We start from the raw sequence: 19404 nt of genomic DNA, 5'->3' as shown, positions 1-19404 counted from the left end.
ACGATCATGACCGAAATTGTTCTTACGCTTATCAGCACTGCCCTGATCAACAACCTCGTGTTGCACTGGCCGCTGGGCGTCGATCCGCTGCTGGGCAACGAGCACCGGCAAGTCCACGCGCTGGGCCTGGCGACGGCCTGCTTGATGTTGATCGTCGGCATAGTGGGCTACTCGACTTACCGTTGGTTGCTGGTTCCGCTGGAGCTGACACCGCTGCGCCTTTTCGTGTTCCTGCCATTAAGCGTTCTGCTGATTGGCCCGCTGCTGAAAGTGCTTTCCCGGTTACTTCCAAAACTTGCGTTCGATGGTCTCTGGCCCCTGCTGCTGGGCAATGCTGGCGTACTCGGGCTGACGCTGCTCAACGCTCAGGACGACAAAGGCTTCTTCCATGCCATGGCCCTGAGCCTGGGTGCCGGCCTGGGTTTCTGGCTGGTACTGAGCCTGTTCAGCGACTTGCGCCAACGCACAATCGAAAATGATATCCCCCTGCCCTTTCGCGGCCTGCCGATCGACCTGATCGGCGCCGGTTTGATCGCAGTGGCTTTTCTCGGATTCAGTGGACTGATCAAAACATGAGTCTGATTCAACGCATCGACGCCCTCTTGCCGCAGACCCAATGCGGCAAGTGTGGCCACCCCGGGTGCAAGCCGTACGCCGAGGGCATTGCCAGTGGCGAGCCAATCAACAAATGCCCGCCAGGGGGCCGCGAAACCATCTCGGCACTGGCCGAATTGCTGAAAGTGCCGGTGCTGGAGCTGGACGTCAGTCGCGGTTCGGCCCCGGCGCAAATCGCCTACATCCGCGAGGCCGAGTGCATTGGCTGCACCAAATGCATTCAGGCCTGTCCGGTAGATGCGATCGTCGGCGCGGCGAAACTGATGCACACGGTGATCATCGACGAATGCACCGGTTGCGACCTCTGCGTGGCGCCTTGTCCGGTGGATTGCATCGAAATGCGGCCATTGCCGCTGGCTACGGTGTTACCGATTGTCGGTGGCCTGGCGTTCAGTCTTGAAGAGCAACAGGCGCGCACCGCCAAACGCAATCACGCACGGCACCGTTTTGAACAGCGCAATGCGCGTTTGCACCGAGAAGAAGAACAGAAACTCGCCGAGCGTCAGGCCCGGGCAAATCGCGCCGCGCAACACACAGAAGTGACAACGCTCGACCCGGTTCAGGCCGCGCTGGAAAGGGTCCGAGCGCAGAAAGCGGCGAACGCCGATGCTGCGTTGAAAAAAGCCAAGATCGATCTGGCAATGAGCCGCGCGCAACTGAACAAATCGCTCAAGGCGTTCGGCCATCCGCCGACCTTCGAACAGCAATCGCAATTGATTGTTCTGCAACAGCAGTTCGAAGCATCCGAACAAGCCCTGGCGCAGTTGGAAAGCAGCGCACCGCCCGCCGCTGCGCCCAGTGCGCCAGTAAAGGACGCCGAGCTGAAACGGGCGAAAATCCAGCTGGCCATGCGCCGCGCCGAACTCAAGAAAGCTCAAACCAGTGAAGCGCCGGCCGAGCAGATCGAAGCCTTGGAACGCGCACTCAGCGAGGCCGAAAAAAACCTCCACACCGCCGAGGCTTCGAGCGAACAACCTTTACCTGACCTTGCGCGTGTTGAAAAACGTCCCATCGACAACCAGCTTCGCCAACTGAAAACCGAACTGGCCTACGCTCGCGCCGACGTCAGCAAACTCGAACGACGCACCGACACACCCGCCGAGCTGATGAACAAGGCGCGCGCCCGTCTCCAGGAAGCCGAGCGTCAGGTGGATGCCTATGTCGCCCCTTGAATCGGTCGACGAGCGCCTGCAGCAGGCCATGAAGCTGGTGTTGCTGGCCACCGTACCGGGCATGCTGGTGTTGTTCTGGTTGTACGGCTGGGGGGTATTGATCAACCTGATGCTGGCCGGTGTGACCGCGCTGGCCGTTGAAGCGGCGGTATTGCAGCTGCGCAAGCGGGAGCTCAAACCCACCTTGAGCGACGGCAGCGCGCTGGTCAGTGCAACGTTGCTGGCGCTGGCCTTGCCACCGTATTGCCCGTGGTGGCTGACGGTCTGTGCCGCGACGTTCGCGCTGTTCGGTAAACAGCTGTATGGCGGCGTCGGGAAAAATCCGTTCAACCCGGCGATGCTCGGTTTTGCCCTGGTGCTGGTGACGTTTCCCCAGCAGATGACCCATTGGCCGTCGTCCCACGGCATGGACCTGCTCGGTGGTGTGCAACACGTGTTCGGTTTCAGCCTCAGCCTCAGCCAGACGCCGGATGCCTGGGTCCAGGCCACGGCGCTGGACAGCCTGCGAATCAACAAAAGCCTGACCATGGACGAACTCTTCGCTGGCAATCCGGCCTTCGGCCACTTCGGTGCGCGTGGCGTGGAATGGGTCAACCTGGCCTTTTTGGCGGGGGGCGTGTTTCTGCTGCAACAGCGGGTATTCAGCTGGCATGCGCCGGTCGGCATGCTTGCCAGCCTGTTGGTCATCAGCCTGCTGTGCTGGAACGGTTCGGGGTCCGATTCCCATGGCTCGCCACTGTTCCATCTGCTCACCGGCGCGAGCATGCTGGGCGCATTCTTTATCGTCACGGAACCGGTGTCTGGCGCCAAGAGCCCAAGCGGGCGACTGTTGTTCGGCGCAGGCGTGGGACTGCTGACTTACCTGATTCGTACCTGGGGCGGTTATCCGGACGGCGTGGCGTTTGCGGTCCTGCTGATGAACCTCTGCGTGCCGACGCTGGACCGGTTTGTCGCCTCGAGGCAGGAGCGAACCGCGCCATGAGCCGAGCGTCGAGCGTGGTGATTGTGGTCCTGCTGGCAGGCCTGGGAATTGGCGCAACTTACCTTGTGCAGCAAAGCAGCGCGCCACGCATTGCGTCCGAACAGCGCCTGCTCGACAGCCGTAATCTGCTGGACTTGCTGCCCGCTGACAGCTACGACAATCAACCGTTGGAACAACCGTTGCGCCTCGACGATGCCGTGTTGACCAACAGCACATTGCAAAGCGCTTACCTGGCGACCAAGGCTGGCCAACCCAGCGTGGTTTTGTTGCGCAGCCAGGTATTGGGTTATGCCGGCAGTATCGACGTGTTGATCGCCATCGGTGCAAACGGCACGTTGGTGGGGGTCAAAACCCTCAGGCAATCCGAGACACCGGGGCTGGGCGCACGAATCGCCGACTGGCCGAATGCCTGGCTCAACGCTTTTGCCGGCAAGTCCCGAAGCGAACCGGCCGACAATGGCTGGGCGTTGAAAAAGGATCAGGGCCAGTTCGATCAGATCGCAGGGGCGACCATCACTTCCAGAGCCGTGATCAACGCCATCCACGACGCCTTGCGCTACTTCGATGAACATCGGCAACAGTTGGTCGGGAACAGTCCCCATGAATAAGTCATCGACGCTGCAGAACTCGCTGATGCTTGCACCGCTGATCGGCGCCACCGACTCGTGGATGACCGCGCTTGGCCTGTGGTTGATGTTCATTGTGGTGATCAGTGCCTACGGCGTCGGTATGACGACCCTGCGACCACGCCTTGTCCCGTCTGCCCGACTGTTTGCCGGCATTCTGCTGGCCGCCACGCTGACCAGTTGCGCGGAAATCGCTGCACAACTCTGGTCACTCAAATGGCATCAGCAGGTGGGAATCTATGCCGGACTCATCGCCTTGCAATGTGTCGTTCTTGACCACACGGGCTTCTTCCAGAGCGCATTGCGTGACCGTCTTCGCCTGTGTGGCCTGTTCGGCGCGCTGATGGTGGGCTTGGGCCTGCTGCGCGAACTCATCGGCAATGGAGGCCTGCACCTGGCCACCCTGGTCCCCGGTGGATTCATCCTGCTGGGGCTTTTGATCGCCGCCTGGCAGGCCTGGTCCCGCCCGAATCCCTCACACTGACCGCTTTCGAGGAAACGCACAGCCCATGAATGCCGCAAAACGTCTGGAAATTTTCCGCAGGCTGCATGAAGACAACCCGGAACCGAAGACCGAACTGGCCTACTCCTCGCCCTTCGAATTGCTGATCTCCGTGATTCTCTCAGCGCAATCGACCGATGTCGGCGTTAACAAGGCCACCGCGAAACTCTACCCGGTGGCCAATACACCGCAGGCGATTTATGCGCTGGGCGTCGAAGGATTGTCGGAGTACATCAAGACCATCGGCCTGTTCAACAGCAAGGCAAAAAACGTGATCGAGACGTGTCGCTTGCTGATGGAACGCCATGGAGGCGAAGTACCGCAGACCCGCGAGGAGCTGGAAGCGTTACCCGGCGTTGGCCGCAAAACCGCCAACGTGGTGCTTAACACCGCCTTTCGCCAACTGACCATGGCCGTGGACACCCACATTTTCCGGGTCAGTAACCGTACCGGCATTGCGCCGGGTAAAAACGTGGTGGAGGTCGAGAAAAAACTGATGAAGTTTGTGCCCAAGGAATATCTGCTCGATTCCCATCACTGGCTGATTCTTCACGGACGTTATGTCTGCCTGGCCCGCAAGCCCCGTTGTGGCAGTTGCCGGATCGAAGACCTGTGCGAATACAAGCACAAGACTTCGGACGATTGAGGCGCTATTAGGTTTTTTGATTTATCGATTGAAAAAATCTTTTTTACCCGCGCAGAGATTGTCGCTATAAGGAGCGCCAAAGGCAGTCTTAGCCTGGAGTTAACCTTATGAGCACTGGCAAAGAGCAATTGGACGTAGAAGAGGACTTCACACCCGTTGAGGCCGATGACGCGGAACCGGTGGTTGAAGTGGCAAAGACCAACCTGAGCAAACGCCGTACGATCGACAACCTGCTGGAGGAGCGCCGACTGCAAAAACAGTTGGCCGATTACGATTTTGACTTATGACACCTGAAAGCCTCCCGAAACGGAGGCTTTTTTTTAAGTGCGAAACCTCGAAAACTCCCATTTACCAAGCCCCGTGAAGCGCTGACGCAGTCACACCAGCCCATTGCGCTGAGCCAGTTCGATCAAGTCCACCAAAGACCGCGCATTGAGCTTCAACAACAGGCGAGTCTTGTAAGTGCTGACGGTTTTATTGCTGAGGAACATGCCATCGGCAATTTCCTTATTGGTCTTGCCTCGGGCCAACTGTTGCAAAACCATCATTTCACGCCCCGACAGACGATCCACCATATCGGCTTCACTGGCGTTCCCGAGACTGGAACGCACTGTATGCAAGGCTTGATTGGGGAAATAACTGTAGCCTGACAATACAGCCTTTATTGCACTGAGCAACTCAGTGAGATCCTGTTGCTTGCAAACATATCCAGCGGCACCCGACTGCATGCAGCGCATCGAAAAATGTCCGGGGGCCTGGGAAGTCAATATCAGTACTTTCATTGGCATTGCTGCCGAGACAAGACGCGCGATAACTTCCAGCCCATCCAGCTTCGGTATTCCTATATCCAGGATGACAATATCCGGCATATGTTCACGAGCCAGTTGTAATGCATCCACGCCATTGTCTGTTTCTGCAATGACTTCGTAGCCATGACGCTCCATCAGCATACGTACCGCAAGACGAATGACGGGGTGATCATCCACGATCAGCACTTTATTCATGGGCAAGTCCAATTTTCGCTGTTCGAATTTTTAGAGCCCGCACAATAGCCTAGTCGTTTCACCCATGGCACGCCGCCCCTCCCGGTCACCCACACCGAGAGACATTCCCTACAAACAATCAGGAATATTCTTACAAGAAAACTTCGAGACCAGCACACCGGAAATTTTATTTTCTTTTTGATACCCCACTCATCAACAATTTTTTTGTATCAATTTAAATAAAACAATAAATCGATATCTATGATCCGACGTGCATCTACAGTTGAGCTACCCTTCACGAGCACCTGCATTTCAGGGCCGACGCGACGCCTTGAAAACAACACACACAAAACCTTACAGCAAAACACCTCAACAACTTAACCAGAACAAAACAGATATAGGATAACTATAAATTCACAGCTAATATAAAAACTGAAACACCAAACCACCACCCCATTAACCAACAGAGAACAGACAAACCCATATGAGTAAAAGACATGATAAAACTCAAACAAAGAATCACCAACCCCATGACAGTTATCGCCATATTCGCAACACTGTCTGAAACATCGGCAGCCGTCTCCCTGCCTTTCCTCGACAACGAGGAAAGAGAACTCTATATCTGGTTCTTGATCAGCTTTCCGTTTTATTTGCTTCTTCTGTTCTTCGCCACTCTCAACTTCAATTATCGATCGCTCTATGCGCCATCCGATTTTGAGAAGGGAAAGCATTTCATCAAAGTCATGGACAATGCCGAGCGTCCGGATGTTGCTCAAGGCACGCCTGGCGAGAACGGCGGACGGGAAAACCTCTCGGTCCAGCACCACATCGAGTTGCCCGAGCGATTGAAAGACCTGCACATCATTGATGCGCGATGGATGAACAGAAAAATCGAATTCCGCGAGCTTCTGGAAAGGATTCGGTTACCCAAGGGAGATTCGATGCAAGTTGTCGTGTTTCTCACCAGTACCGGATCAGAGAATTTACTGAAAGAAAGCGCGATCCCGTTTTTCAGACACGCAAAGAAACGCAGTGGCGCACCATTTTGCATTGCTTACAATGTGAGTTCATACGACGTAACGATCATTGATCAACTCGCCAGGCTGACACACGGCGGTCAGTAGCGTTTTACGATCAACAGGAGAGCAGCAGGCAGGAGTGGCGTTTACAAAACAAGAAGAAAGATGAATCGCAATGTCAGAAAAAAACCCTCTATTTCCAAATTTGTGGCCTTGTCGAAAACAAGGCCACAAATTCCATCAGGGTGTCAGAAACTTAGAAAAGCTTCCGGCCCTTGTTCGCCGCAATACGCATGCGCAGGGCGTTCAGCTTGATGAAGCCGGCCGCATCCGCCTGGTTGTAGGCGCCGCCATCTTCTTCAAATGTCGCAATGTTGGCGTCGAACAACGATTCGTCGGACTTGCGGCCAGTGACGATCACGTTGCCCTTGTACAGCTTCAGGCGCACGACGCCGTTCACGTGAGCCTGGGAAGCATCGATCATCTGTTGCAGCATCAGACGCTCAGGACTCCACCAGTAACCGGTGTAGATCAGGCTGGCGTACTTAGGCATCAACTCGTCTTTGAGGTGAGCCACTTCGCGGTCCAGGGTGATCGATTCGATCGCACGGTGAGCGCGCAGCATGATGGTGCCGCCTGGGGTTTCGTAGCAACCACGGGACTTCATGCCCACGTAACGGTTCTCGACGATGTCGAGGCGGCCGATGCCGTGTTCGCCACCGATACGGTTCAGGGTCGCCAGTACGGTGGCCGGGGTCATTTCGACGCCGTCCAGTGCAACGATATCGCCGTTGCGGTAGGTCAGTTCCAGGTACTGGGCCTTGTCCGGGGCCTTCTCCGGGGAGACGGTCCAGCGCCACATGTCTTCTTCGTGCTCGGTCCAGGTGTCTTCCAGCACGCCGCCTTCATAGGAGATGTGCAGCAGGTTGGCATCCATCGAGTACGGGGATTTTTTCTTGCCGTGACGCTCGATCGGGATGTTGTGCTTTTCAGCGTAATCCATCAGCTTTTCACGGGACAGCAGGTCCCATTCGCGCCACGGTGCGATCACTTTCACACCTGGCTTCAAGGCGTAGGCGCCCAGTTCGAAACGAACCTGGTCGTTGCCTTTGCCGGTGGCGCCGTGGGAAATGGCGTCAGCGCCGGTTTCGTTGGCGATTTCGATCAGGCGCTTGGCGATCAACGGGCGAGCGATGGAAGTACCCAGCAGGTACTCGCCTTCGTAAACGGTGTTGGCGCGGAACATCGGGAAAACGAAATCGCGCACGAATTCTTCGCGCAGATCGTCGATGTAGATCTCTTTCACGCCCATGGCCTGAGCCTTGGCACGTGCAGGTTCGACCTCTTCGCCCTGACCCAGGTCAGCGGTGAAGGTCACGACTTCACAGTTATAAGTATCCTGCAGCCACTTGAGGATCACCGAAGTGTCCAGGCCGCCGGAATACGCCAGAACGACCTTGTTTACGTCCGCCATGCCATCACTCCACGGGGTTCTACGGAAAGCCGGGAAGTCTACCGCTCATACGGAATAATTTACAGTGGCGCGACAGCTTATGACGACGAAGCGACAGATTATGTCGAACGCGCGACGATGACCGAGGAGTCAGGAAGTCTTCGCTGTGCTCGCAGATGCCGTTGATTGAGGCGCCGGCTGCTCGGTGGGCGCGACCCGTGCGAGGTGCACGTTGACCCGACGGTTCTTCGCCCGATTGGCCGCATTGGTGTTGGGCGCCAACGGATAGCGCTCGCCATGGAAGCGCACGGTAATCTGCGATTCCTGCACACCGTTGGCCTTGAAGAACTCCATGACCGCCAGGGCCCGACGCCGCGACAGGTCTCGATTGGTCAGGCGGTTGCCGCTGTTGTCGGAGTGGCCGTCGAGCTCGATGTGATTGACCGTCGGGTCGGCCTTCATGAACTCCAGCATCACCTGCAACTGAGCCTTGGCCTGCGCGTCGAGATCCAGGCCATCGCCGGGAAAGCCGATCTGCGTTTGTTTGACCTGCTCGAAATTCTTCGGCAGCAGTTTCGCCACGCAGCCCTGATATTCGTTAAATGCCTTGCTGAACTTGACCGGCAACAGCCGCACTTCCGAGACCCGGCCATCACCGGAATAATGTCGGACCACCGGACTGCGCCCATCCATCAGGCCACTGATCAAGCGTCCGGCCTGAACCTGTGAGCTGTTGAACAGCACATTGCCGCTGCCGATCTGCACGGAACCGAGATTGATGTCGCCACGCCCCGGCTGCCAGGGTGCAGCGGCCGCCAACAAGGTCGCCGAGCCGCCGCCGACCATCGAGTTGTAGGCTTTCAGACGAAACGTCGCCTGCTCGCCAGCGCGGCGCACGAACTCACCCGAACCGAAATCGGTAATGGGTTGAGTCAGGCGACACTCGAACTTGTCCCCTTCGACCGTCCACTCGATGCTCTCCAGACGGGTCTGGAAAGTGAGCGCCATTGCAGGAAGGCTGGCAAACACACTGAGCAAGGCTAAATAACGCTGGCGCACGGGAGGCTCCACTGGCTTCTACAACAAAAAGACCGACACACACATATTTACGGCGTACCTGTTGGATATCGGAAGCTTCCCGCAAAACTTGATAGCGAGTGCCTGAGAGAGTCTTTTCCGGTAGCATTCCCCTGAGTTTGACCCGCCTGGAATCCCCTCATGTCCGACCGCCTGACCCTGCTGCGTCCCGACGACTGGCACATTCATCTTCGCGATGGTGCCGTGTTGACCAATACCGTTGCGGATGTCGCGCGCACCTTTGGTCGCGCCATCATCATGCCCAACCTGGTACCTCCGGTGCGCAACGCCGCTGAAGCCGACGGCTATCGCCAGCGGATTCTCGCTGCACGTCCGGCCGGCAGCCGTTTCGAACCGTTGATGGTGCTTTACCTGACCGACCGCACCCAGCCCGAAGAAATTCGTGAAGCCAAGGCCAGCGGTTTCGTGCATGCCGCCAAGTTGTACCCGGCCGGCGCGACCACCAACTCGGACTCTGGCGTCACCAGCATCGACAAGATTTTCCCTGCACTCGAGGCCATGGCCGAAGTCGGGATGCCTTTGTTGGTTCACGGTGAAGTCACCCGTGGCGATGTCGACGTGTTCGACCGCGAAAAACGTTTCATCGATGAGCACATGCGTCGTGTGGTCGAGCGTTTCCCGACACTCAAAGTGGTGTTCGAACACATCACCACCGCCGACGCCGTGCAGTTCGTCAACGAGGCTTCCGCCAACGTTGGCGCGACCATCACCGCGCATCACCTCTTGTACAACCGCAACCACATGTTGGTCGGCGGAATTCGGCCGCATTTCTACTGCTTGCCGATTCTCAAGCGCAATACCCACCAGGAAGCCCTGCTCGACGCCGCCACCAGCGGCAGCGACAAGTTCTTCCTGGGCACCGACTCGGCGCCACACGCCCAGCACGCCAAGGAAGCCGCTTGCGGTTGTGCCGGTTGCTACACCGCTTATGCGGCGATCGAGATGTACGCCGAAGCGTTCGAACAGCGCAATGCGCTGGACAAGCTCGAAGCCTTCGCCAGCCTTAACGGCCCGCGCTTCTATGGCCTGCCGGTGAACACCGATCGCATCACCCTGGTCCGCGACGAGTGGACCGCCCCAACCAGCCTGCCATTTGGCGAGCTGACCGTTATCCCGCTGCGCGCCGGTGAAAAACTGCGCTGGCGCCTGCTGGAGGAACACGCGTGAGTGAAGACCATTTCGACGACGAACAGGACGGTCAAGGCGGCGGAGGTGGTCCACGCCACCCGATGGCAGCTCGATTCCGTGGATACCTGCCAGTCGTTGTCGATGTTGAAACCGGTGGTTTCAACTCTGCCACTGACGCCTTGCTGGAAATAGCCGCGACCACGATTGCCATGGATGAGAAGGGTTTTGTCTACCCGGATCACACCTACTTCTTCCGCGTCGAACCTTTTGAAGGCGCCAACATCGAAGCGGCCGCCCTGGAGTTCACCGGGATCAAACTCGATCACCCGTTGCGCATGGCCGTGAGTGAAGAAGCGGCGCTGACCGATATCTTCCGTGGCATCCGCAAGGCACTGAAAGCCAACGGCTGCAAGCGGGCGATCCTGGTCGGGCACAACAGCAGTTTCGATCTGGGCTTCCTGAACGCTGCGGTTGCGCGTCTGGACATGAAGCGCAACCCGTTCCATCCATTCTCCAGCTTCGACACGGCAACCCTCGCCGGTCTGGCCTATGGTCAAACCGTGCTGGCGAAAGCCTGCCAGGCGGCCGACATCGATTTCGACGGTCGCGAGGCCCACTCGGCTCGCTACGACACCGAGAAGACGGCTGAGCTGTTCTGCGGCATCGTCAATCGCTGGAAGCAAATGGGCGGCTGGGAAGACTACAACGACTGATCGGCTTTTCGTAGGAACCAGCTTGCTGGCGATTCAGCCACCGCGTTTTGTCTGATTGCCGAGGTGCCTGGATCGCCAGCAAGCCGGCTCCTACAGGAATCACCGTTTCTTCCGCCCATAAAAAAACCGGCCTCAATGGCCGGTTTTTTTATGCCTCGAACGCGCCTTACAGGGCAGCAGCGTTCTCGGTCAGGTAAGCCGCGACACCTTCGGTCGAAGCGGTCATGCCTTTATCGCCTTTCTTCCAGTTGGCAGGGCAGACTTCGCCGTGCTCTTCGTGGAATTGCAGAGCGTCAACCAGACGGATCAGCTCTTCCATGTTACGGCCCAGCGGCAGGTCGTTGATGATCTGCGAGCGGACAACGCCTTTGTCGTCGATCAGGAACGCGCCACGGAAAGCCACGCCGCCTTCGGACTCAACGTCGTAGGCCTTGGCAATTTCGTGCTTCATGTCGGCAGCCATGGTGTAGCGAACCTGGCCGATACCGCCATTGTTCACCGGGGTGTTGCGCCATGCGTTGTGAGTGAAGTGCGAGTCGATCGAAACGGCGATCACTTCAACGTTGCGTGCCTTGAAGTCGGACATACGGTTGTCCAGAGCGATCAGCTCGGATGGGCAAACGAAGGTGAAGTCCAGTGGGTAGAAGAACACCAGGCCGTATTTGCCTTTGATGGCCGACGACAGGGTGAAGCTGTCGACGATTTCGCCATTGCCGAGTACGGCCGGTACGGTGAAGTCAGGGGCTTGCTTGCCTACGAGTACGCTCATTGAATATCTCCTGGTGTAAAAACGTGAAGTTCCGGGTTGATGCCAGCCTGCCACCCTCAGGCGACAGCCCTGTGACACCCACCCGCTTCATAAGGACCGGCCATCATACACTGCGTTTTTGAGCTGTCCTCAACGGTTTTTCGCCAACACCTCAAATTGCCGTCTTCCACGCTTACTGGCAGATTGCCCTGGAGAAAACCGTTCGTCAGCCATGCACATTTATAACGCAAAGCTTTCAGAAACCACTTTGACAATCATTCTCGTTAACATTAAGATCCATCGCAACTGAGTCACCACCAGCGACGGTTCTTAGCTTATGTATGTCTGCCTCTGCACTGGCGTCACCGACGGACAAATCCGCGAAGCAATCTATGAAGGATGCTGCAGCTACAAGGAAGTCCGCCTGGCTACCGGCGTAGCCAGCCAATGCGGCAAATGCGCCTGCCTTGCCAAGGAAGTGGTGCGTGAAACCCTGACCAAGTTGCAAACGGCTCAGGCTGCAATTCCTTTCCCTGTAGAATTTACTGCCGCGTAAATACCCTATTCCAAAGAACCGGACTTCATGTCCGGTTTTTTTATACCTGAAAATCAACTAGTTACGCGCTAGACGCGGAACACAAACATTCTTATTCCGATTAATTTTCATTTAAGTTTCAATAACTTAGGTTTGACACTCTTAATTGTGCAGCTCAAACTCTGCTCTATAGACAGCTAATACAGGGCAGGACCCCATTATGAAAGGCGACATTACAGTCATCCAGCATCTCAACAAGATCCTTGCCAATGAACTGGTCGCGATCAATCAGTATTTTCTGCATGCGCGCATGTATGAAGATTGGGGTCTGAACAAGCTGGGCAAGCATGAATACCACGAGTCCATCGACGAGATGAAACACGCGGACAAGCTGATCAAGCGCATCCTGTTCCTGGAAGGCCTGCCGAATGTGCAGGACCTGGGCAAGCTGCAGATCGGCGAGCACACCCAGGAAATGCTGGAATGCGACCTGCGCATCGAACGTACCGGCCACGCGGACCTCAAAGTCGCGATTGCTCATTGCGAGACTGTTGGCGATTTCGGTAGCCGTGAACTGCTCGAAGACATTCTCGAATCCGAAGAAGAACATATCGACTGGCTGGAAACCCAACTGGGCCTGATCGATAAAGTCGGTCTTGAGAACTATCTGCAATCGCAGATGGGCGAAGAGTAATTAGCGCCCGCTAATCTTGAGGCAATAAAAAGCCCCGCTCTCTTTTAGAGAAGCGGGGCTTTTTCATGCCCGAGATCCGGGTGGCACTTCACTCCTGCAGGAGCCGGCTTGCTGGCGATCCAGACACCGCGGTCAATCGGACTAACCGCGTGTTCGTTGATCGCCAGCAAGCCGGCTCCTGCAAGGAATCAGGCTTCGGACTTGTTGGCAGCAGCCGCTTCAACAGCCGCTTTGATCGTGGCCTGCAACGAACCGTCTGCAGCCATCTCGGTCATGATGTCGCTACCGCCGACCAGCTCACCACCCACCCACAGTTGCGGGAAGGTTGGCCAGTTGGCGTATTTTGGCAGGTTGGCGCGGATTTCCGGGTTCTGCAGGATGTCCACGTACGCAAACTTTTCACCACATGCCATCACGGCCTGCGCGGCTTTCGCGGAGAAGCCACACTGCGGGGCATTCGGCGAACCTTTCATGTAAAGCAGAATGGTGTTGTTAGCAATCTGCTCTTTAATCGTTTCGATGATATCCATGGAGCACCTCGGCTGAACTTTCCGACTCAGGGGTCGGCACGGTGGCGCATTGTAACGGAAACCCGAGCGCCATGCTCGGTCTCCCCGACAGACTCAATCAAGCCGCCGCCACGGTCACTGGAACACCGTTCAACGCCGCATTCCCCGACAACTCGTCGAGCTGACACTCGTCGGTCAGGTCATTGGCGCTGGAACCCGGCTGGCCGCTGGCAATCGTCATCTGCACGCCGGGCCGTGCATGGCCCCAACCGTGCGGCAGGCTGACCACGCCTTTCATCATGTCCAGACTGCCCTGCACTTCCACTTCGATCATGCCGACCCGGGAACTGACTCGCACCCGCTGCCCGTCGCTGAGACCGCGACTGGCAAGATCGTCCGGATGCATCAGCAATTGATGACGCGGCTTGCCCTTCACCAGTCGATGATAGTTGTGCATCCACGAGTTGTTGCTGCGTACGTGACGGCGGCCAATCATCAGCAATTCATCGGTGGCCGGCGCTTGCAGCGCGGCGAAGCGAGCCAGGTCGGCAAGAATGACCGCAGGGGCTGCCTGGATGCGCTGGTCAGCGGTTTTAAGGCGCGGAGCCAGGTTGGATTTCAACGCGCCAAGATCAACTCCATGCGGATGATCGAACAACGTCGCCAGCGACAGCTGATGCTCCGAGGCATCGCCATACAGCCCCATCCGCAAACCACGATCAATCATCTGTGCGGGTGGGATCGTCGGCTTGAGTTCTTTGCCGGTCTTCGCGGCAAAGGCCTTGGCCAGCCCGACGAAAATTTCCCAGTCGTGCAGCGCGCCTTCCGGTTTGGCCAGGATCGCGCGGTTGAACCGGGTGACGTTACGCACCGCGAACATGTTGAAGGTGGTGTCGTAGTGATCGTTTTCCAGGGCTGATGTCGATGGCAGGATCAGGTCGGCATAGCGTGTGGTTTCGTTGATGTACAAGTCGACACTGACCATGAACTCCAACCCGTCCAGCGCCTGTTCAAGCTGCCGGCCATTGGGCGTCGACAGCACCGGATTGCCGGCTACGGTGATCAGCGCGCGGACCTGCCCCTCCCCTTCGGTGAGCATCTCTTCGGCCAGCGCCGACACTGGCAATTCGCCGCCGTATTCCGGACGCCCGGACACACGACTCTGCCACAGGTTGAAATGCCCGCCCGAGGTGGACGCTACCAGGTCCACCGCCGGCTCGGTGCACAACGCGCCGCCCACTCGGTCGAGGTTGCCGGTGACCAGATTGATCAACTGCACCACCCAATGGCACAACGTGCCGAACGCCTGGGTCGAGACCCCCATGCGGCCATAGCAGACCGCTGTCGGGGCCGCCGCGAAGTCCCGCGCCAGTTGGCGAATCTGCTCGGCCGGCACAGCACATAGCGGGCTCATGGCCTCGGCAGTGAAACTTGCGACGGCTTCACGCACCTCTTCCAGACCGTCCACCGGCAAATGGCTTTCGCGGGTCAGGCCTTCGGCGAACAAGGTATTGAGCAGCCCGAACAACAATGCCGCATCGCCACCGGGACGCACGAACAGATGTTGATCGGCGATTGCCGCCGTTTCGCTGCGGCGCGGGTCGACCACCACCACTTTGCCGCCCCGGGCCTGAATCGCCTTCAGACGCTTTTCCACATCCGGCACGGTCATGATGCTGCCATTGGAGGCCAGCGGATTACCGCCCAGGATCAACATGAAATCGGTGTGATCGATGTCCGGAATGGGCAACAGCAAACCGTGGCCATACATCAAATGACTGGTCAGGTGATGGGGCAACTGATCGACCGACGTCGCAGAAAACCGGTTGCGGGTTTTCAGCAGGCCGAGGAAGTAATTGCTGTGGGTCATCAGCCCGTAGTTGTGCACGCTGGGGTTGCCTTGATAAACCGCGACCGCGTTCTGCCCGTGCCGTGCCTGAATCCCGGCCAGGCGTTCAGCGACCAGGTTGAAGGCGTCATCCCATTCGATAGGCTGCCATTCACTGCCGACCCGCAGCATCGGCTGACGCAGACGGTCCGGGTCGTTTTGTATGTCTTGCAGGGCGACAGCCTTGGGGCAGATGTGCCCGCGACTGAACGTATCCTGGGCATCGCCCTTGATCGAGGTGATCTGCACATCGCCATCGACCTCGGTGGTCTCGATGGTCAGGCCGCAGATGGCTTCACACAGGTGGCAGGCACGGTGATGGAGAGTCTTGGTCATGGCCAGTCTCTGTTTTGTTCTGGGCGGGCAATATCGGCCGCGGGATCAAAACTATGGCCTGCGCTCCGCCGCTGCGCCAGCGACGTTCGTCTTGTGAATCGGCGACCATCAGGCCAGCCGATGGCCGCTCCGGATCAGTTTGCCGGCAGCCTTGGCGGCGCCTGCAACTGGATCTCCTGAACGGTTTCGATCTGCTCGTGGGCGACATGCACCCCGGTCAGTTCGCCGATCAGTCGCCAGTGCTCGTCGAGACCTGCGCTGATGGTCGCCATGCGATCGATCATTCGCCGGCCAGCAGCCTTGGTCACCTCGTCGTTGCTTCGCAAAAGCTCGAAGGACATCGAGGTCATGGAAGCTGTGAGATGCGTCAGTGAGCGGGCCGTGAGGCCGAGCAGTTCCATGAGTTGCTGTTCTTTCGATTCCATTCCGAAGGCTTCCTGCGTCATTCGTGACTTAGTTATAACCCAGCACATTGCATTAGCAAGTGTTTCAGACGAGGCACATTGCCATCCGATAGCCGGAATACCGCACCAGAAACCGACCACCCGTAAACCCTGCCCGCCCCGCTTGATTGCAAAGCCCCGCGAGCCCAGTGTACAAATGACGGGCTGCTGTCAGGAAACCGGCTTCAAATGCGCTACTGCGATCACCCCGTAGCCCCTCTGAAATCCCCTAAACACCGTAGCCTATTGGAAAAACGCGACATTTAATGTCAAGATCGCGCCTTCCCTATTTCGTCGCCCCGTGCGGCTTACGCCGCAGGTCTCGCCCGTTTTTCGATTAAACAAGGCTTTGAGTATCTGCGGTCTGTTGCAAAAAGGTAGTCAATGATGAGCGCAAGGCACTTTCTCTCCCTGATGGATTGCACGCCCGAAGAGCTGGTCAGCGTGATCCGTCGAGGCGTTGAGCTCAAAGACCTGCGTAACCGCGGCGTACTGTTCGAGCCTCTGAAAAACCGCGTACTCGGGATGATTTTCGAGAAGTCCTCGACCCGCACCCGTATCTCGTTCGAAGCCGGCATGATCCAGCTCGGCGGCCAGGCCATCTTCCTGTCGCCGCGCGACACCCAACTGGGCCGTGGCGAGCCGATCGGCGACGCCGCCATCGTCATGTCGAGCATGCTCGATGCGGTGATGATCCGTACGTTTTCCCACAGCACACTGACCGAGTTCGCCGCCAATTCGCGCGTCCCGCTGATCAACGGCCTGTCCGACGACCTGCACCCGTGCCAGTTGCTGGCGGACATGCAGACCTTCCTCGAACACCGTGGCTCGATCCAGGGCAAAACCGTGGCCTGGATCGGTGATGGCAACAACATGTGCAACAGCTATATAGAAGCGGCGATCCAGTTCGACTTCCAGCTGCGCATCGCGTGCCCTGAGGGCTATGAACCCAACCCCGAATTCGTGGCCAAGGCCGGCGACCGGGTGACCATCGTTCGCGATCCGAAGGATGCCGTGCGTGGCGCGCACCTGGTGAGCACCGACGTCTGGACCTCCATGGGCCAGGAAGAAGAAACCGCCAAGCGCCTGAAGCTGTTCTCACCGTTCCAGGTCAATCGCGCGCTGCTGGATCTGGCCGCCGAGGACGTGCTGTTCATGCACTGCCTGCCCGCCCACCGTGGCGAGGAGATCAGCCTGGACCTGCTCGATGACCCGCGCTCCGTCGCCTGGGATCAAGCGGAAAACCGCCTCCACGCACAAAAGGCCCTGCTCGAGTTTCTCGTCGAGCCGGCGTATCACCACGCATGAGCCAGCCACTACTGCTAAACCTGCGCGACCTCGCCTGCGGTTATCAGGACCAGCGCGTTGTGCAGAACCTCAACCTGCATTTGAATGCCGGCGACATCGGTTGCCTGCTTGGCTCTTCAGGCTGCGGCAAAACCACGACTCTGCGGGCGATTGCCGGGTTCGAACCGGTGCACGAAGGTGAAATCACACTGGCAGGCGAAACAATCTCCAGCGCCGGGTTCACCCTCGCGCCGGAGAAACGCAGGATCGGCATGGTGTTTCAGGATTACGCTCTGTTTCCACATCTGAGTGTGGCCGAGAACATCGGGTTCGGGATCCGCAAGCATCCGCAAAAGGACCGCGTGACCGAAGAGCTGCTGGAACTGGTCAACCTGAAAAACCTCGGCAAACGCTTTCCGCACGAGCTTTCGGGTGGACAGCAGCAGCGTGTCGCGTTGGCCCGCGCCTTGGCGCCGGAGCCGCAATTGCTGCTGCTCGACGAACCGTTTTCCAACCTTGACGGCGAGCTGCGACGCAAGCTCAGCCATGAGGTGCGCGACATCCTCAAGGCCCGTGGCACCAGCGCGATTCTGGTGACACACGACCAGGAAGAAGCCTTTGCAGTCAGCGATCATGTGGGGGTTTTCAAGGAAGGTCGCCTGGAACAGTGGGATACGCCCTACAACCTGTATCACGAACCGCTGACGCCATATGTAGCCAGTTTCATTGGTCAGGGTTACTTCATTCGCGGTCAGTTGAGCAGCCCGGAATCGGTGCAGACCGAGCTGGGTCAATTGCGCGGCAATCGTGCCTACACGTGGCCGGTTGGCGGTGCGGTGGATGTGCTGCTGCGCCCGGACGATATCGTTTATGCGCCGGACAGCGATTTGAAGGCGCGGATTGTCGGCAAGTCGTTCCAGGGAGCATCGACGTTGTATCGGTTGCAGTTGCCGACCGGTTCGCAGCTTGAGTCGATCTTCCCGAGCCATGCGGATCATCCGATCGGTGCGCAAGTTGGCATTCGGGTATCAGCTGAACATCTGGTGTTGTTCCAGGCGTCCGGCAGCATGGCAGCACAGATTCTGGCGGTGGACTCCGGTGTCCGTCGCTTCAGCACTGCCAGCTAATACACGCGGACCAAATGTGGGAGCGGGCTTGCTTGTGAAAGCGGTGTGTCAGTCAATCATGATGTCGACTGACACACCGCTTTCACAAGCAAGCCCGCTCCCACAATGGTTTTGAGTCAGCCCACGATCAGCGTTCCACTCACCACCAGCGTCGCATTCCCGCCGATCTTCACCCGGTCCCCTTCCAGTCGGCAGAACAACTCCCCGCCGCGTTTCGAACACTGATACGCCGTCAGATCCGACTTGCCCAAACGTTTTGACCAGTACGGAATCAGGCTGCAATGGGTCGATCCAGTCACCGGATCTTCGTTGATACCAATCGCCGGCGCGAAGTACCGTGACACAAAATCATGCTTGCTGCCCTTGGCGGTGACGATGGCGCCCGGCCAAGGCAGTTTGGCCAACGCGACCATGTCGGGCTGACAATCGAGCACGGCCTGCTCCGATTCCAGTACCACAAACAATTCATTTGAACCGAGCACATCGACCACTTCGACGCCCAAGGCGCGTTCGACATCCAGTGTCACGCCGACTTCAGACGGTACGATTGCGGGAAAATCCAGCCAAAGCCGCTCACCTTCGCGACTCACGCTCAGCTGACCGGATTTGCAGATGAAGTCCAAGCGCTCGACCGGCTCTTGATAGATTTCAAACAAAACGTACGCGCTGGCCAAAGTGGCATGCCCACACAAAGGCACTTCGGTCGTCGGGGTAAACCAGCGAATGTGCCAGCCCTGCCCCTCACGCATCACGAAGGCGGTTTCGGCAAGGTTATGCTCGGCGGCGATCTTCTGCATCAACTCGTCGGCGAGCCAGGCATCGAGCCGATAGACCATCGCCGGGTTACCACTGAACGGCCGATCACTGAACGCATCGACCTGATGAAACTCAAGCTGCATA

22 protein-coding genes are annotated in these 19404 nt (G+C 57.8%); 14 read left to right on the top strand and 8 right to left on the bottom strand.

From position 1 onward, the window contains the following. Nucleotides 1-6 precede the first annotated feature (6 nt). The 7 genes from PMI01S_RS24550 (at nt 7) to PMI01S_RS24520 (ending at nt 4830) form a co-directional block, all read left to right on the top strand. Nucleotides 7-576, top strand: a complete 570-nt coding sequence (locus PMI01S_RS24550) for an electron transport complex protein RnfA (RefSeq protein ID WP_084322717.1) — start codon at nt 7-9, stop codon at nt 574-576. Continuing rightward, on the top strand, nt 573-1787 hold the full coding sequence (gene rsxB / locus PMI01S_RS24545; RefSeq protein ID WP_084322716.1) for an electron transport complex subunit RsxB: 1215 nt from the start codon (nt 573-575) through the stop codon (nt 1785-1787). The genes PMI01S_RS24550 and rsxB overlap by 4 nt, the downstream gene beginning before the upstream one ends. After that, the gene (locus PMI01S_RS24540; RefSeq protein WP_084322715.1) at nt 1774-2769 is read left to right on the top strand and encodes an RnfABCDGE type electron transport complex subunit D; all 996 of its coding nucleotides are present in this window, start codon (nt 1774-1776) and stop codon (nt 2767-2769) included. The genes rsxB and PMI01S_RS24540 overlap by 14 nt, the downstream gene beginning before the upstream one ends. Further along, nucleotides 2766-3377, top strand: coding sequence for an RnfABCDGE type electron transport complex subunit G (locus tag PMI01S_RS24535; protein ID WP_084322714.1), 612 nt, complete (start codon nt 2766-2768; stop codon nt 3375-3377). The genes PMI01S_RS24540 and PMI01S_RS24535 overlap by 4 nt, the downstream gene beginning before the upstream one ends. Then, the gene (locus tag PMI01S_RS24530) at nt 3370-3879 is read left to right on the top strand and encodes an Rnf-Nqr domain containing protein (protein WP_084322713.1); all 510 of its coding nucleotides are present in this window, start codon (nt 3370-3372) and stop codon (nt 3877-3879) included. The genes PMI01S_RS24535 and PMI01S_RS24530 overlap by 8 nt, the downstream gene beginning before the upstream one ends. Before the next feature lie 25 nt (nt 3880-3904). Next, a complete protein-coding gene (gene nth / locus PMI01S_RS24525; protein WP_084322712.1) occupies nt 3905-4543 on the top strand; it encodes an endonuclease III in 639 nt (212 codons plus the stop codon). 107 nt (nt 4544-4650) lie between these two features. Further along, nucleotides 4651-4830 carry a PA3496 family putative envelope integrity protein gene (locus PMI01S_RS24520; protein WP_084322711.1) on the top strand — a complete coding sequence of 60 codons (180 nt, stop codon included), beginning with the start codon at nt 4651-4653 and terminating at the stop codon, nt 4828-4830. Between the two features lie 90 nt (nt 4831-4920). On the opposite strand, the gene PMI01S_RS24515 is transcribed toward PMI01S_RS24520, so the two are convergent. Further along, nucleotides 4921-5547 carry a response regulator transcription factor gene (locus tag PMI01S_RS24515; RefSeq protein WP_084322710.1) on the bottom strand — a complete coding sequence of 209 codons (627 nt, stop codon included), beginning with the start codon at nt 5545-5547 and terminating at the stop codon, nt 4921-4923. A 476-nt stretch (nt 5548-6023) separates the two neighbouring features. On the opposite strand from PMI01S_RS24515, the gene PMI01S_RS24510 reads away from it, so the two are divergent. Next, nucleotides 6024-6650: a hypothetical protein gene (locus PMI01S_RS24510; protein WP_084322709.1), complete on the top strand. Its 627-nt coding sequence runs from the start codon at nt 6024-6026 to the stop codon at nt 6648-6650. 151 nt (nt 6651-6801) lie between these two features. Here PMI01S_RS24510 and PMI01S_RS24505 read toward each other — a convergent pair whose 3' ends face one another. Both PMI01S_RS24505 and PMI01S_RS24500 read right to left on the bottom strand, forming a co-directional pair. After that, entirely contained in the window at nt 6802-8019 is a 1218-nt protein-coding gene (locus PMI01S_RS24505) for an argininosuccinate synthase (protein WP_008009296.1), read from the bottom strand. A 129-nt stretch (nt 8020-8148) separates the two neighbouring features. Beyond that, nucleotides 8149-9057: a flagellar protein MotY gene (locus PMI01S_RS24500; protein WP_084322708.1), complete on the bottom strand. Its 909-nt coding sequence runs from the start codon at nt 9055-9057 to the stop codon at nt 8149-8151. A gap of 159 nt (nt 9058-9216) precedes the next feature. On the opposite strand from PMI01S_RS24500, the gene pyrC reads away from it, so the two are divergent. Together pyrC and rnt are read left to right on the top strand one after the other, a co-directional pair. Continuing rightward, nucleotides 9217-10263, top strand: a complete 1047-nt coding sequence (pyrC, locus tag PMI01S_RS24495) for a dihydroorotase (RefSeq protein ID WP_084322707.1) — start codon at nt 9217-9219, stop codon at nt 10261-10263. After that, nucleotides 10260-10937, top strand: a complete 678-nt coding sequence (rnt, locus tag PMI01S_RS24490) for a ribonuclease T (RefSeq protein ID WP_007938919.1) — start codon at nt 10260-10262, stop codon at nt 10935-10937. The genes pyrC and rnt overlap by 4 nt, the downstream gene beginning before the upstream one ends. Before the next feature lie 166 nt (nt 10938-11103). Here rnt and PMI01S_RS24485 read toward each other — a convergent pair whose 3' ends face one another. After that, a complete protein-coding gene (locus PMI01S_RS24485) occupies nt 11104-11706 on the bottom strand; it encodes a peroxiredoxin (RefSeq protein WP_017340570.1) in 603 nt (200 codons plus the stop codon). 316 nt (nt 11707-12022) lie between these two features. Here PMI01S_RS24485 and PMI01S_RS24480 point away from each other — a divergent pair, with 316 nt between their 5' ends. After that, nucleotides 12023-12241 (top strand): bacterioferritin-associated ferredoxin, encoded by a 219-nt coding sequence (locus PMI01S_RS24480; RefSeq protein WP_084322706.1) that lies wholly within the window; start codon nt 12023-12025, stop codon nt 12239-12241. Between the two features lie 199 nt (nt 12242-12440). Next, entirely contained in the window at nt 12441-12914 is a 474-nt protein-coding gene (gene bfr, locus PMI01S_RS24475) for a bacterioferritin (protein WP_017340571.1), read from the top strand. Between the two features lie 188 nt (nt 12915-13102). On the opposite strand, the gene grxD is transcribed toward bfr, so the two are convergent. The 3 genes from grxD to plzR form a co-directional block, all read right to left on the bottom strand. Continuing rightward, nucleotides 13103-13444 (bottom strand): Grx4 family monothiol glutaredoxin, encoded by a 342-nt coding sequence (grxD, locus tag PMI01S_RS24470; protein ID WP_064679482.1) that lies wholly within the window; start codon nt 13442-13444, stop codon nt 13103-13105. 97 nt (nt 13445-13541) lie between these two features. After that, nucleotides 13542-15647, bottom strand: a complete 2106-nt coding sequence (locus PMI01S_RS24465) for a molybdopterin oxidoreductase family protein (protein WP_084322705.1) — start codon at nt 15645-15647, stop codon at nt 13542-13544. 134 nt (nt 15648-15781) lie between these two features. After that, nucleotides 15782-16072 (bottom strand): PlzR type 4 pili assembly inhibitor, encoded by a 291-nt coding sequence (plzR, locus tag PMI01S_RS24460; RefSeq protein ID WP_084322704.1) that lies wholly within the window; start codon nt 16070-16072, stop codon nt 15782-15784. A gap of 405 nt (nt 16073-16477) precedes the next feature. Between plzR and argF the strand changes: the two genes are divergently transcribed. Both argF and PMI01S_RS24450 read left to right on the top strand, forming a co-directional pair. Next, nucleotides 16478-17398, top strand: a complete 921-nt coding sequence (argF, locus tag PMI01S_RS24455) for an ornithine carbamoyltransferase (protein WP_031319095.1) — start codon at nt 16478-16480, stop codon at nt 17396-17398. Further along, nucleotides 17395-18504 (top strand): ABC transporter ATP-binding protein, encoded by a 1110-nt coding sequence (locus PMI01S_RS24450; RefSeq protein WP_084322703.1) that lies wholly within the window; start codon nt 17395-17397, stop codon nt 18502-18504. Before argF ends, PMI01S_RS24450 begins: the two co-directional genes overlap by 4 nt. 116 nt (nt 18505-18620) lie before the next feature. Here the strand turns inward: PMI01S_RS24450 and PMI01S_RS24445 are convergent, their stop codons facing one another. Then, nucleotides 18621-19403 carry a PhzF family phenazine biosynthesis protein gene (locus PMI01S_RS24445; protein WP_084322702.1) on the bottom strand — a complete coding sequence of 261 codons (783 nt, stop codon included), beginning with the start codon at nt 19401-19403 and terminating at the stop codon, nt 18621-18623. Between the last annotated feature and the right edge of the window lies 1 nt (nt 19404).

Origin of the sequence: Pseudomonas migulae NBRC 103157, from assembly GCF_002091715.1 — a bacterium.
Classification (GTDB): Bacteria; Pseudomonadota; Gammaproteobacteria; order Pseudomonadales; family Pseudomonadaceae; genus Aquipseudomonas; species Aquipseudomonas migulae_A.
Note: the sequence above shows the minus strand (reverse complement) of the source record. Positions and strands in the feature narration are given on the sequence as shown.